Origin of the sequence: Roseovarius sp., from assembly GCF_018066915.1 — a bacterium.
Classification (GTDB): Bacteria; Pseudomonadota; Alphaproteobacteria; order Rhodobacterales; family Rhodobacteraceae; genus Roseovarius.
Window position 1 is genome coordinate 1 of the sequence record NZ_JAGPVV010000252.1, and the last position, 13,759, is coordinate 13,759.

The 13,759-nt window shown below is 60.7% G+C and carries 13 protein-coding genes; 4 read left to right on the forward strand and 9 right to left on the reverse strand.

Annotation, left to right across the window (positions count from 1 at the left end):
- The coding region (mutS, locus tag KBT70_RS13810) for a DNA mismatch repair protein MutS (RefSeq protein WP_296634705.1) at positions 1 to 1,915 on the forward strand (1,915 nt) is incomplete at its 5' end.
- A 15-nt stretch (positions 1,916 to 1,930) separates the two neighbouring features.
- Here the strand turns inward: mutS and KBT70_RS13815 are convergent.
- Entirely contained in the window at positions 1,931 to 2,494 is a 564-nt protein-coding gene (locus KBT70_RS13815) for a nucleotide exchange factor GrpE (RefSeq protein WP_296634707.1), read from the reverse strand.
- A 9-nt stretch (positions 2,495 to 2,503) separates the two neighbouring features.
- Positions 2,504 to 3,568, reverse strand: a complete 1,065-nt coding sequence (gene hrcA / locus KBT70_RS13820; RefSeq protein WP_296634711.1) for a heat-inducible transcriptional repressor HrcA — start codon at positions 3,566 to 3,568, stop codon at positions 2,504 to 2,506.
- Between the two features lie 116 nt (positions 3,569 to 3,684).
- On the opposite strand from hrcA, the gene rph reads away from it, so the two are divergent.
- From rph to hemW, 3 genes are read left to right on the forward strand one after another with little or no spacing between them, the layout of a single operon-like run.
- Positions 3,685 to 4,401 (forward strand): ribonuclease PH, encoded by a 717-nt coding sequence (rph, locus tag KBT70_RS13825; protein ID WP_296634714.1) that lies wholly within the window; start codon positions 3,685 to 3,687, stop codon positions 4,399 to 4,401.
- The gene (rdgB, locus tag KBT70_RS13830; protein ID WP_296634721.1) at positions 4,394 to 5,002 is read left to right on the forward strand and encodes an RdgB/HAM1 family non-canonical purine NTP pyrophosphatase; all 609 of its coding nucleotides are present in this window, start codon (positions 4,394 to 4,396) and stop codon (positions 5,000 to 5,002) included. Before rph ends, rdgB begins: the two co-directional genes overlap by 8 nt.
- Positions 4,995 to 6,152 (forward strand): radical SAM family heme chaperone HemW, encoded by a 1,158-nt coding sequence (gene hemW / locus KBT70_RS13835; RefSeq protein WP_296634723.1) that lies wholly within the window; start codon positions 4,995 to 4,997, stop codon positions 6,150 to 6,152. Before rdgB ends, hemW begins: the two co-directional genes overlap by 8 nt.
- Here the strand turns inward: hemW and KBT70_RS13840 are convergent.
- From KBT70_RS13840 to hemJ, 7 genes are all read right to left on the reverse strand, one after another.
- A complete protein-coding gene (locus KBT70_RS13840) occupies positions 6,149 to 7,054 on the reverse strand; it encodes a ParB/RepB/Spo0J family partition protein (RefSeq protein WP_296634726.1) in 906 nt (301 codons plus the stop codon). The genes hemW and KBT70_RS13840 overlap by 4 nt on opposite strands.
- A gap of 16 nt (positions 7,055 to 7,070) precedes the next feature.
- Positions 7,071 to 7,880 carry an AAA family ATPase gene (locus KBT70_RS13845; protein ID WP_296634729.1) on the reverse strand — a complete coding sequence of 270 codons (810 nt, stop codon included), beginning with the start codon at positions 7,878 to 7,880 and terminating at the stop codon, positions 7,071 to 7,073.
- Positions 7,873 to 8,478: a 16S rRNA (guanine(527)-N(7))-methyltransferase RsmG gene (rsmG, locus tag KBT70_RS13850; RefSeq protein WP_296634730.1), complete on the reverse strand. Its 606-nt coding sequence runs from the start codon at positions 8,476 to 8,478 to the stop codon at positions 7,873 to 7,875. Before rsmG ends, KBT70_RS13845 begins: the two co-directional genes overlap by 8 nt.
- Positions 8,475 to 10,337: a tRNA uridine-5-carboxymethylaminomethyl(34) synthesis enzyme MnmG gene (gene mnmG / locus KBT70_RS13855; protein WP_296634733.1), complete on the reverse strand. Its 1,863-nt coding sequence runs from the start codon at positions 10,335 to 10,337 to the stop codon at positions 8,475 to 8,477. Before mnmG ends, rsmG begins: the two co-directional genes overlap by 4 nt.
- Before the next feature lie 12 nt (positions 10,338 to 10,349).
- A complete protein-coding gene (gene mnmE, locus KBT70_RS13860) occupies positions 10,350 to 11,636 on the reverse strand; it encodes a tRNA uridine-5-carboxymethylaminomethyl(34) synthesis GTPase MnmE (protein ID WP_296634736.1) in 1,287 nt (428 codons plus the stop codon).
- 26 nt (positions 11,637 to 11,662) lie between these two features.
- Positions 11,663 to 12,934, reverse strand: coding sequence for a transcription termination factor Rho (gene rho / locus KBT70_RS13865; RefSeq protein WP_296634740.1), 1,272 nt, complete (start codon positions 12,932 to 12,934; stop codon positions 11,663 to 11,665).
- Between the two features lie 123 nt (positions 12,935 to 13,057).
- A complete protein-coding gene (gene hemJ / locus KBT70_RS13870; RefSeq protein ID WP_296634742.1) occupies positions 13,058 to 13,507 on the reverse strand; it encodes a protoporphyrinogen oxidase HemJ in 450 nt (149 codons plus the stop codon).
- Between the last annotated feature and the right edge of the window lie 252 nt (positions 13,508 to 13,759).

Consider the following 13,759-nt stretch of genomic DNA (forward strand, 5'->3'; position numbering starts at 1 on the left):
CACGCAAAAGGGCAAATTGCCCCTGCTGCGCCCGCCCGTTCGGGAAAACGAGACGCGCGTGATGCAGATCGACGCTGCAACTCGGCGCAATCTCGAACTGACCCATAGCTTGAGCGGCGCGCGCGCCGGATCTCTCTTGGCCACGATCGACCGGACGGTGACAGCAGGCGGCGGGCGGCTTCTGGAACGGCGTCTTTCCAGCCCCAGCCGCGCGCTCGATACTGTGCAAACCCGCCTCGACGCGGTGGAATTCGCGGCGGAACAGAGCCGCATCTGCTCTGATCTGCGCGAGGCTTTGCGCAAGGTGCCCGATCTCGATCGCGCCCTCTCGCGCCTCGGTCTGGATCGCGGCGGCCCCCGCGATTTGGCGGCGGTGCGCAATGGGCTCTCACAGGCGATGGAGATTGCCCAGCGTCTTGCCGATGCCGATCTGCCACCACTTCTGCGAGAGGCCGCCTCGGGTCTGACCGGGCATGACGCGCTGCTTGAGCTCCTCGATCAGGCGCTGGTGGCTGAACCACCGCTTCTGGTGCGCGATGGCGGCTTTATCGCTCCGGGATATGACAGCGATCTCGACGAGGCGCGCCAATTGCGCGACGAAGGGCGCGGCGTCATCGCGCGGATGCAGGGCGATTATATCACGCAAACCGGGATTTCCTCGCTCAAGATCAAGCATAACAACGTGCTGGGCTATTTCATCGAAGTGACCAGCACCCATGCAGACCGGATGCTGGGCGCACCGCTGAACGAGACGTTCAAACACCGCCAGACCACCGCCAATCAATTGCGCTTTACCACCGTGCCGCTAAGCGAGATGGAAACCCGTATTCTCAACGCAGGTGGGCGCGCACTCGAGATTGAAAAGCGTCTCTATGACAGCCTGAAAACCGCGGTTCTCGACCACGCCGCCGCAATTGCCCAATGCGCCCGCGCGCTGGCAGAGCTGGATCTGACCGCCGCTCTGGCGGATTTGGCCCGCGCCGGAAACTGGTGTCGCCCCGAGGTCGACCAGAGCCGCGCCCTCCGGATTGAGGGCGGTCGGCATCCGGTCGTGGAACGCGCCCTGCGCGCCCAAGGCGGCGATCCCTTCATCGCGAATGATTGCGATTTGGGCGAGAATAGTGACGTCTGGCTGCTGACCGGGCCGAACATGGCGGGTAAATCGACCTTTCTGCGCCAAAACGCACTGATTGCCCTCTTGGCACAAATGGGCAGCTATGTGCCCGCAAAATCCGCCCATATCGGCATGGTCAGCCAACTCTTCAGCCGCGTCGGCGCATCAGACGATCTGGCGCGGGGCCGCTCGACCTTCATGGTCGAAATGGTCGAAACCGCCGCCATTCTCAATCAGGCCGATGATCACGCGCTGGTCATCCTCGATGAGATCGGGCGTGGCACGTCCACTTGGGACGGGCTCAGCATCGCTTGGGCCACGCTCGAACATCTGCATGATGTGAACGGCTGCCGCGCACTTTTCGCCACCCATTACCATGAATTGACTCAACTCAGTGACAAACTCGCCAGAGTCGAGAATGCCACCGTAAGCGTCAAGGAACACGGCGGCGATGTCATATTCCTGCACGAGGTGCGGCGCGGTGTGGCGGATCGCAGCTATGGCGTGCAAGTGGCCAAACTCGCGGGCCTCCCCGCCTCGGTCGTGGCGCGGGCGCGCGTCGTGCTCGATGCGCTGGAAAAAGGCGACCGCGAAGGCCACCGAGCACAAAAGGCCCTAATCGACGATCTGCCGCTCTTTGCCGCCCTTCCCCCGGCGCCCAAACCCAGCGCACCGCGCGAGTCGCTTGTGGAAAAGCGGATCGCGGACATCCTGCCAGACGCCCTCAGCCCGCGCGAGGCGCTTGATCTCATCTACGAACTCAAGGCCCTAGCCCAAGAGAGGGCCGACAAGACGGGGTAAACCCCGTCTTTGCGCTCATCCTCCGCGGTTGGAGGACACACCCACCTGCGCCGGACGCAGAATGCGGTCATGCAGCATGAAGCCTTGGGTGGACACCTGAATGATCTCGCCCGCCTTGGTGCCGGGCAACGGCGCCTCGAACATCGCCTCGTGATGCTGCGGATCGAACCGATCACCAACCTGCGGATCAATCACAGTGATCCCATGCTTGGTGAACACATTGAGCAACTCGCGCAACGTCAGCTCGATCCCCTCGAAGAGCGCGGCAGACCCGGCGCGCTGCTCTTCGTTGACTGTCTCGAGCGCCCGCTTGAGATTGTCATGCACCGGCAGCATATCGCGCGCAAATTTTGAGCCGCCATAATTCTCGGCCTCACGGCGATCCTTCTCGGACCGCTTGCGCGCATTCTCGGCATCGGCCAGCGCGCGCATGAATTTGTCGCGCAGGGCATCCCGCTCGGCGCGCAGCGCATCAAGCTCTACTGCGTCATCACTCATATCGTCATCCATGCGCTCACGCTCTTGCGCAGCGGCCTCTTCGATATCATCGAGAAAGCTGTCTTCTTTCGGCTCTGCCATTCTTCACCTCTAGCTCCGGTCGGAGATCAGTTTGCCCACGAGCTGCGCCGTGTAATCCACAATCGGCACAATCCGCCCGTAATTGAGGCGCGTCGGGCCAATCACCCCCACCGCGCCGATGATCTTACGGTCAGCGTTCATATATGGAGAGACCACCAAAGAGGAACCCGAAAGTGAGAAAAGTTTGTTCTCAGACCCGATAAAAATGCGCACGCCGGCACCCTCATCGGCCAATTCAAGAAATTCGGCAATGTCCCGCTTGCGTTCAAGATCGTCAAAGAGGATGCGAATCCGCTCGAGATCCTTTTCCTCAGACGCCCCGTTGAGCAGATTGGCGCGCCCGCGCACGATCAACCGCTCGTATTTGTCGCCCTCACCCTCCCAGACAGCCAGACCGCTGTCGATCATGTCGCGGGCGAGCTGATCAATCTCTTGCCGCCGCGCAGCGATCTGACGTGAGATCACAGTCTGCAGGTCCGACAGCGTCTTGCCCTCGATCAGCGCATTGAGGAAATTCGCGGCCTCACGCATCGAACTCGGCGTTTGACCGGGCGGCGGGGTGAATATCCGGTTCTCGACATGCCCATCGGAAAACACCAAGACCACAAGCGCGCGGTCATGACCGAGACTCACAAACTCGATATGCTTGATCGGGGCCTCATGCTTGGGCGCAAGCACAAGCGACGCCCCGCGCGTGACGCCCGAGAGCGCCGCGCCAATGCGATCGAGTGCGCCCGCCACATCCTGCGAATTGCTGCCCACGGTCGCATCAATCGCCTGCCGGTCCGTCGCCTCGAGATTGCTGACCTCGAGCAACCCATCGACAAACATGCGCAGCCCCTCTTGCGTGGGAATCCGCCCCGCGCTGATATGCGGGCTGCCCAAGAGGCCCATGTATTCCAGATCCTGCATCACGTTGCGGATCGTGGCGGCGCTCACCTTTTCGCTGAAATCGCGGGTCAGGGTGCGCGAGCCGACCGGATCACCATTCGCCAGATAGCTCTCGACCACGCGGCGAAACACCTCGCGCGAGCGGTCGTTGAGCTGATCGAGGATCGAGGCCGTGTCTGTCATGCGGTGGGCTTCCTGTCTCTTGATCTATTAAGGACCGCAGGGGCCAAAGGTCAATCGGGGTTGCCATGACAGGCCTTGCCCATATATCCGGGGACAACCAAGGAAAGGGACATGCCATGCGGCCGTCAGGAAGAAATCTAAGCGAAATGCGCTCCGTTTCAATCGAAACAGGGGTGCTCAAACATGCAGAGGGCTCTTGCCTGATCAAGATCGGTGATACCCATGTCCTGTGCACCGCCACCATCGAAGAGCGCGTGCCCCCCTTTGTCAAAGGTTCGGGGCTGGGCTGGGTCACGGCGGAATACGGCATGCTCCCCCGCTCGACCAACAGCCGCATGCGCCGCGAGGCGACGACCGGCAAACAAGGCGGCCGCACGGTCGAGATTCAGCGCCTGATCGGCCGCAGCCTGCGCGCAGGCGTGGACCGCGTGGCATTGGGCGAGCGCCAGATCACGGTGGATTGCGATGTCATCCAGGCCGACGGCGGCACCCGCTGCGCCTCGATCACCGGCGGTTGGGTCGCGCTCAAACTGGCGGTGCAAAAGCTGATGAAAGCGGGCGATGTGCTCAGCGATCCGCTGATCGACCCGGTTGCGGCGGTGTCCTGTGGCATCTACGCCGGACAACCCGTGCTCGACCTCGATTACCCCGAGGATAGCGAGGCCGGTGTGGATGGCAATTTTATCATGACCGGAACCAAACGCCTGATCGAGGTGCAGATGAGCGCCGAAGGCGCAACCTATAGCCGCGACCAGATGAACACACTCCTTGATCTGGCCGAACAGGGCATTGACCATCTGGTCATGAGACAGCGCGAGGCGACGGGTGCGTAAATTCACCGACGACCGGCTGCTGGTCGCTACCCATAACGCGGGCAAACTTGACGAGATTCGCGCACTTTTGGCACCTTATGGGGTTGAAGTGGTTGGCGCGGCCGCCATGGGTCTGCAGGAACCGGCGGAAACCGAGACGACGTTTGTCGGCAATGCCCGGATCAAGGCGCACGCGGCAGCGCAGGCGACCGGCCTGCCCGCGCTCTCGGACGATTCTGGTATTGCCATCGACGCACTGGGTGGAGCACCGGGCGTTTATACCGCAGATTGGGCTGAAACAGAGACTGGGCGCGATTTCACCAAGGCGATGACGCGCGCCCATACTGCGCTCAAGGCCAGCAAAGAGCCGCAGCCCTGGACCGCGCGGTTTTGCTGCACGCTGGTGCTCGCCTGGCCCGATGGGCACGACGAAGTGTTCGAGGGCACGGTCGAAGGCTGGGTGGTCTGGCCCACGCGCGGCGCAGAGGGGCATGGCTATGATCCAATGTTCCAGCCCCTCGGTCACGACCTGACCTTTGCCGAAATGAGCCCAATGCAAAAGAATCGCATCAGCCACCGCGCAGACGCGTTTCGCAAACTCGTCGCAGGCTGTTTTGGCTGAAGATTGGCAACAGGGTGGCTTTGGCCTCTATCTCCATTGGCCCTTTTGCGAGGCCAAATGCCCCTATTGCGACTTTAACAGCCATGTCGCCCGCCAAATTGACCAAGCGCGTTGGTGTGCAGCCTATTTGTCCGAGATTGACCGCTACGCGGCCCTGACACCGGGGCGGGTGCTCAACACCGTCTTTTTTGGCGGCGGCACCCCCAGCCTCATGGCCCCCGACACGGTGGCAGCCATCATCGCGCGCATCGCGCAGCATTGGCCCATGGCGAACGACCCCGAAATCACGCTCGAGGCCAACCCCGGCTCGGTCGAGGCCGGTCGCTTTCGTGCCTTTGCCGAGGCAGGCATCACCCGCGTGTCGATGGGCATCCAAGCCCTGAACGACACCGACTTGAGGCGATTGGGGCGCATCCACAGCGTGACAGAGGCAAGACAAGCGTTTGATATTGCGCGCAAAAACTTTGATCGTGTCAGCTTTGACCTGATCTATGCGCGTCAGGACCAAAGCCCCGCCGCCTGGAAGGCCGAACTGCGCGAGGCGCTTGATATGGCGGTGGATCACCTGTCGCTCTATCAGTTGACCATCGAATCCGGCACCGCCTTTGGCGACCGTTACGCCGCAGGCCGACTGCGCGGCCTGCCCGAGGATGACACCGCTGCCGAAATGTATGAAATCACGCAGGACATCTGCGAAGGCGCTGGTCTGCCGGCCTATGAGGTTTCGAATCATGCGCGCGCCGGCGCGGAGTCGCGGCACAATCTGATCTATTGGCGCTATGGCGATTATATGGGCATCGGTCCGGGGGCACATGGGCGTCTCACCCGCGGCGGGCATAAATACGCAACCGCCGCGCATCGAGCACCGGGCAAATGGCTCGAATCTGTCGAGACCGCCCGCACGGTTGAAAGTTGGGAGCCGCTCTCTGGTCCAGATCAGGCTGTGGAATACCTGCTGATGGGTTTGCGCATCACCGAAGGCATTGATCCCGCGCGATTCGAGCGGTTGGCTGGCAAGCCGCTCGACCAAAATAGCCTGGATCACCTTGGCGCCATCGGAATGATCACGGCAGATGGACCACGTCTGCGCGCCACCGCCGCTGGCCGCGCCGTTCTCAACGCGGTGATTCGCGATCTCTTGCCGGATTAGATGCTGAGCATGCCGATCAACCGGTCCAATTGATCGAGCGAGGCATAGTGGATCGTGATCCGACCATTCTCCTGCCCCGGAACATGGTCAATTTCGACCTTCATGGTTAGATTAGCCGACAAATCATCCTCGAGCGCGCGCGTATCGGCATCCTTGAGAATTTCCTTGCGCGGCTTGGCCGAACGCCCGGTCTCCATGAAAATATTGCCGATCCCGGTCTTGGCCAGCTTTTCCGTATCCCGCACCGAGAGTGATTTTTGAATCACTTGCCGGGCAGCAGCCGCAGGATCATCAAGCGTGATCAGCGCGCGGGCATGACCCGAAGACAACTTGCCCTCGCGCACATAGCCCAGAACCTCTTCCGGCAGGGACAAAAGCCGCACCGAATTTGCGATATGGCTGCGGCTCTTGCCAAGCGCCTCGGCCAACCGTTCCTGGGTATGACCGAACTTCTGCATCAGTTGCTGATAGCCAAAGGCCTCTTCCACCGGATTCAGATCGGCGCGTTGAATATTCTCGATGATCGCCACCTCGAGAACTTCGGTATCGTTGAAATCACGCACCAACACCGGAATCTGATGCAGCTTGGCCATCTGCGCCGCGCGCCACCGGCGCTCGCCCGCCACGATTTCATATTCGCCTGCACGCTCCGGAGCGGGGCGCACGATCAGCGGCTGCAAGATCCCCTTTTCCGAAATGGACCGCGCCAGATCTTCAAGCAGGGCGGTATCAAAATCCCGGCGCGGCTGATTGGGATTGGGGCGAACCTTCTCCACCGGCACCATCAAATCGGGCCGGCGCGGTGCATCGGCGGGTCGCTCCGGCCCTTCCGTCGTCACATCCGCCATCAACGCGGACAGGCCACGACCCAGCCCACGCGGTTGAGATTTCTTGCCGGTCATAGCCTGTCCCCTTCGCTCAGGCGGCGATTTTCGCCGTGTTTTCAATCAGTTCTTGCGCCAGATCGCGATAGGCCTGCGCGCCCTTGGACAGCGGATCGTAGCTCAGCACCGACATCGCATAAGAGGGCGCCTCGCTCACGCGGACATTTCGGGGAATCCGGGTGCGAAACACCAGTTCCCCCAGATTGTCGCGCGCATCCTGTTCCACCTGCGTCGAGAGATTGTTGCGCGCGTCAAACATCGTCAGCACAACCCCCTCGATCCGCAACGCAGGATTGGCAGTCTGCCGGATTTCTCGGATCGTCAGCATGAGCTGCGACAGGCCTTCGAGCGCGAAAAACTCGCTCTGGAGCGGGACAAGCACGGAATGCGCAGCCACCATCGCATTCACCGTCAAGAGATTGAGCGATGGCGGACAGTCGATCAGCACATAGTCAAACCCATAGCCATCCATCGCAGGCTGGCGGAGCGCATCATGCAGCAGAAAACTACGCTTTTCGTTCGAAATAAGCTCGATATCCGCCGAGGACAGATCCACCGTCGAGGGGATGATCAACAAACCGTCCTGTGCCGTGGCCTGAATGACATCGCGCAACGGCGCCTCATCGAGCAAGAGATCGTAAACCGTAAACCGTCGCGCCTCCACGTCGAGACCTAAGCCCGTCGAGGCATTGCCCTGCGGATCAAGATCGACAATGAGCACCCGCACACCAAGCTCTGCCAAAGCCGCGGCAAGGTTGATGGTCGTCGTCGTCTTACCCACGCCGCCCTTTTGGTTGGCAATGGCGATGATCTTCGGTCCTTCTGGGCGCGTCGGATCAGGCACGGGACACTCCTGTGATGGCGAATATGACGGGACCGTCTTCTGTTGCACTTTTAACAAGCCGATAGGTGAAACGCCACGTTCTTTCGGCCTCTTCAAGCTCGTTTTCCCAGCGCGCCCCCTTGGGGAAAAGCGCGGTGCCCCCTGGTGCCAGATGGCGCTCCGCAAACCCCAACAGTCCGTTCAGGTCGGTCAGCGCCCGCGCCGAGAGAACGTCCGCCTGCTGCGCCTTGGCCTTTTCGATGCGGTCGTTGAGAACGGCGGCATTGATCCCCGTCTCTCGAATGACAACCCGCAGAAACGCCGCCTTGCGAGCATCCGACTCGACCAACGTCATCCGCTTGGGCGATCCGCTGTCCTGACCCAGAATGGCAACCACCAACCCCGGAAAACCGCCCCCTGATCCCAGATCGACCCAATGTTCTACAGGATGTGGTGCAATCTGATGTATCTGCGCCGAATCAGCAAAATGCCGGGTCCACATATCCTCGAGGCTTTTCTTTGACACAAGGTTGATGCGCGGGTTCCACTTGAGCAGCAACGCCGCATAGGTTTCGAGGCGCCCCTGTGTTTCACGTGAAACACCGGGCAGGCCGGTCACGCGATTTTCTCCCGGGTCGCCTGCCGCAACTTGGCAAGGATGAGGCTGAGCGCCGCCGGCGTCATTCCCTCGATGCGCGCCGCCTGCGCGAGATTCTCGGGCCGCGCCCGGTCCAGCTTACCCTTGAGTTCATTCGACAACCCATCAATCGGCTGATAGGCGAAATTCTCTGGGATTACATGGGCTTCATCGCGCTTCATCATCGCCACATCCCGCGCCTGCCGGTCAATGTAACTTGCATAGAGCGCGTCGCGCGCGAGCTGTTCCTGACTTTCCGGGTCGATCTCGGCATAGCTCGGATCAAGCCGCAGAAGATCCGCAAAACCGACATCCGGAAAGGACAGGATCTGAAACGCGCTGCGCCGTGCCCCGTCCTGATTCACCTTGAATCCAGCCTCGGACAGTTGCCGAGGCGTATACTGCGTTGCATCCAGCCGCTCTTTACCCCGCCCGAGCCGCTCCATCTTATCCACAAACACGGCCCGGCGATCCTCTCCGACACAGCCAAGGCGTAGACCGAGCGGCGTCAACCGCTGATCCGCGTTATCCGCCCGGAGCGAAAGCCGAAACTCTGCGCGCGAGGTGAACATGCGATAGGGTTCGCTCACCCCCCGCGTGGTCAAATCATCAACCATCACGCCGATATAGCTATCGGTGCGGCTGAATTGGACCGGATCGCGTCCCTTGGCCTCCAGCGCCGCATTCAGCCCTGCAACCATGCCCTGCGCTGCAGCTTCCTCGTATCCGGTCGTTCCATTGATCTGCCCCGCGAGATAGAGGCCGGGCACAGTCTTGACCGCAAGCCGACTATCAAGCGCACGCGGATCAACATAATCATATTCAATGGCATAGCCCGGCTGCAAGATTTCGACCCGCTCGAGACCGACGATGGACCGAACATAGGCCACTTGCACCTCCGCCGGGAGAGATGTCGAAATCCCATTCGGATAGATCACACGATCCGAGAGGCTTTCCGGCTCGAGAAACACCTGATGCGAGGTCTTGTCGGCAAAGCGCACGATCTTGTCCTCGATCGAAGGACAGTAGCGCGGTCCGATCCCATCGATATGCCCACCATACATCGCCGACCGACCCAGATTTTCCCGAATGATCTCATGAGTCTGCGCGTTCGTGTGGGTGATCCCACATGAAATCTGCCGCGCCGTGGGTTCTTTGGACAGAAAGGAAAAAAGTACCGGATCTTCGTCCCCTGGCTGTTCCTCCAGCCGTGTCCAGTCAATCGTTTTGCCATCAAGGCGCGGCGGCGTCCCGGTTTTCAGCCGACCCATCGGCAGACAAAACCCATCCATCCGCTCGGCCAAACGCACCGCCGGACGATCGCCCATGCGACCGCCCGGATAGGACGTATCCCCGATATGAATCACACCGCGCAGAAATGTGCCTGTTGTCAGAACCACGGCCGTTCCGGAAATTTCGCTGTCGTCGGCCAGCCGCACACCCGCCACCCGATCTCCCTGCATCAGAAAGTCCGCGGCTTCCCCTTCGACAATCTCGAGCGTCGGACAGCTCTCCATTTCTCGCAGCATCTCTTCGCGATATATCTTGCGGTCCGCCTGCGCCCGCGGCCCCTGCACCGCAGGCCCCTTGCGCCGGTTCAACAAGCGAAACTGAATGCCCGCGCGATCCGCCACGCGCCCCATCACCCCGTCGAGCGCGTCAATTTCGCGGACAAGATGCCCTTTGCCCAGACCACCAATCGCCGGGTTGCACGACATGACCCCAATTCCGGCCCGGCTCAACGTCACCAGCGCGGTTACTGCTCCCATGCGTGCCGCCGCATGCGCGGCCTCCGCGCCCGCATGCCCACCGCCGATCACGATGACATCAAAATGTTTCACGTGAAACACCTCTCATTTACCCAGGCAAAAGCTGGCAAAAATCTCGTCGAGAACCATCTCGACATCAATCCGTCCTACCAGAGAATCGAGCGCACGGATAGCCGCCCTCAGCTCCTCCGCCGCAATCTCTGCCACCGCTTCCCCTTGCGGCAGGATAGCCAACGCCGCGCGCAAAGACACAAGGCCGCGCTCCATCGCCTGCCGATGCCGGGCCCGCGTGGCGATCCCCGCTCCGGCCACGCGCTCAGCCAACACCCCCCGTATCCGCTCGATAAGCTCCGATACTCCGGCGCCCGTCCGGCCCGAAACGGCATCCGACACATCACCCAGCAAGTCCGCCTTGGCACGCAAGACAATATCACCCTCTCGGGGCGTCATCTCGGGCATCTCGCCCGCCTCGACCAGAAAAACCCGCAGATCCGCCGCCTCTGCACGCGAGCGCGCGCGGGCTATGCCCATGGATTCCACAACATCCGTAGTCTCACGCAGACCCGCCGTATCCAAGAGCGTCACAGGCAGCCCGCCTAGGTCCATCCGCACTTCGATCACATCCCGCGTGGTCCCTGCATGCTCCGACGTAATCGCCGCCTCACGCCCCGCCAAACAATTGAGAAGTGTAGACTTTCCCACATTCGGTGCTCCGATGATGGCGACCTCGAACCCACTTCGAATCCGCTCTCCTACGACACTTGCCGCACTCTCACGCTCGAGCGCCTCTGCAACCCCTTCCACCAATGCCGTGACCTCAGGCGAGACATCCACCGGCACCTCCTCATCGGCAAAATCAATCGTCGCCTCCAAGAGCGCCACAGCCCGCAGCAAATGAGAGCGCCAGGTCTCGCATCTCTGGCCCAAAGCCCCGGAGAAAACCCGCAACGCCTGCTTGCGCTGCGCTTCCGTTTCCGCGTCGATCAGATCGGCAAGCCCCTCGACCCGCGCCAGATCAAGCCGCCCATTCTCCAACGCCCGTCGCGTGAATTCCCCCGGCTCCGCCAGACGCAGACCGTCACAACGGCCCAGCACATCCAGAACCGCCGCCACCACCGCCACGCTGCCATGCAAATGAAACTCCACCGTCTCTTCCCCGGTAAAGCTCTCTCCTGCAGCAAAGGTCAGAACCAGCGCTTGATCCAGCCGCTCTCCATCGCCATCCCGCAAGAGGCGCAGCGCGGCGCGGCGCGGCGCGGGCACATCCCCACAGATCGCATGACACGCGGCAAAGGCCCGCGGCCCGCTGACCCGCACGACCGCAACACCTGCCTTCCCCTGTGCTGTGGCCAAGGCATAGACCGTGTCCATCCGGACACCTCCGTTTCCGCTTCGCCTCAGGTGTTCATCGAGTCAAAGAACTCGGCATTCGACTTGGTCTGCTTCAACTTCGACAACAGGAACTCGACCGCATCGGTGGTCCCCATCGGGTTCAAAATCCGCCGCAAAACAAAGGTCTTCTGCAAATCGCCCTTGTCGATCAACAGATCCTCTTTCCGCGTGCCGGACTTCAGAATATCAATCGCCGGGAATACCCGCTTATCCGCCACCTTGCGATCCAGCACGATCTCAGAGTTGCCGGTGCCTTTGAACTCCTCAAAGATCACCTCGTCCATCCGGCTGCCGGTATCGATCAACGCCGTCGCGATGATGGTCAGCGATCCACCCTCTTCGATGTTCCGCGCCGCGCCAAAGAACCGCTTCGGCCGCTGCAACGCATTGGCATCCACACCCCCGGTCAATACCTTACCCGAGGACGGCACCACGGTGTTATAGGCCCGGCCCAGTCGTGTGATCGAATCGAGCAAGATCACCACATCGCGCTTGTGCTCGACCAGCCGCTTGGCCTTCTCGATGACCATCTCCGACACCGCCACGTGCCGCGTCGCTGGCTCGTCAAAGGTCGAGCTGACAACCTCCCCCTTGACCGAGCGCTGCATATCCGTCACCTCTTCCGGCCGCTCATCAATGAGCAACACGATCAGATAACACTCCGGATGGTTCTTCTCGATGCTGTTGGCGATATTCTGCAAGAGCACTGTCTTGCCGGTCCGCGGCGGGGCCACAATCAACGACCGCTGCCCCTTACCAATGGGAGCCACCAGATCAATGATCCGCGCCGACCGGTCCTTGATGGTCGGGTCCTCGATCTCCATCTTGAACCGCTCATGGGGATAGAGCGGCGTCAGGTTGTCGAACGCAATCTTGTGCCGCGCCCGCTCCGGGTCCTCGAAATTGATCTGCGTGACCGAAGTCAGCGCAAAATATCGCTCGGTCTCATCGGGCTGCTTCATCTGCCCTTCAATCGTATCCCCGGTGCGCAGCGAATATTGCCGGATCATGTCCGGCGAGACATAAATATCATCCGGACCGGGCAGATAGTTCGCTTCCGGCGAGCGCAAGAACCCAAACCCGTCCTGCAACACCTCCAGCACGCCATCGCCATAAACCGTCCAATCCTCCTCGGCCCGCTCCTTGAGGATCGAGAACATCATCTCGCCCTTGCGCATGGTCGAGGCGTTCTCGATCTCCAGCTCTTCGGCGATCGTCAACAACTCCTTGGCGCTCATCGCCTTGAGGTCGGACAGATTCAAACGGTCTTCGGACATGGGAAATCCTCTGGTGGCATCCACCGGGGGATGCGACATGCGGTCAGATACGGGAATACGACAGCCACCAGGACGGCAGCCCAGCGCTTACATAGGCAAATTGCCCCGTCCCGTCAATCCGACTCAGAATTTCACCACGACCGACAGCACGATCACCACCATCGCCAGCGTCGGCACCTCGTTCATCATCCGGTGCTGCCGCCCCGTCCGTGTATTCTTGCCCGCCGCAAACTCCTTGCGCCGCTGACTTAGCCAGATATGAAACCAGGTCATCACCAGGACGCCCCCCAGCTTGCTGTAGGGCCAGGCCGATCCCCAATCGACAATCCCCGGCGTCATCACCAACACCAGACCGAAACCCCAGGTCGCGATCATCGAAGGCCGCATGATATACCGCAAGAGCTTGTATTCCATGACCTGAAACACAACATCCCGGCTATCGCCCGGCTGCGATTGCTCCGTGTGATAGACAAAGAGACGCGGCAAATAAAACAGTCCCGCCATCCAGGCGATCACCGACATGATATGCAGCGCCTTGATCCAAGGGTAGGCGATGCTCAGAATATCACTCATGCCTGTCTCCGATCCATTCTTGGCCTTCTTAAATATTAAGTAAGATATAAGAAAGGATGTAGTGGGATGTAGAGCACCCCAATTCTGTGGATAAACCAGAGCCCCACAGGACTATCCCCAATGGGACAACCCTGGTGATGAATTCCCAAAAACCGCCCAGGCATCCTAGGCACCCAAGAAAAAATAAAATAAAATCAACAACTTATTTATTATGACTCTCCTCCGCTACGCCCTCTGCCTCTCTGGATAACT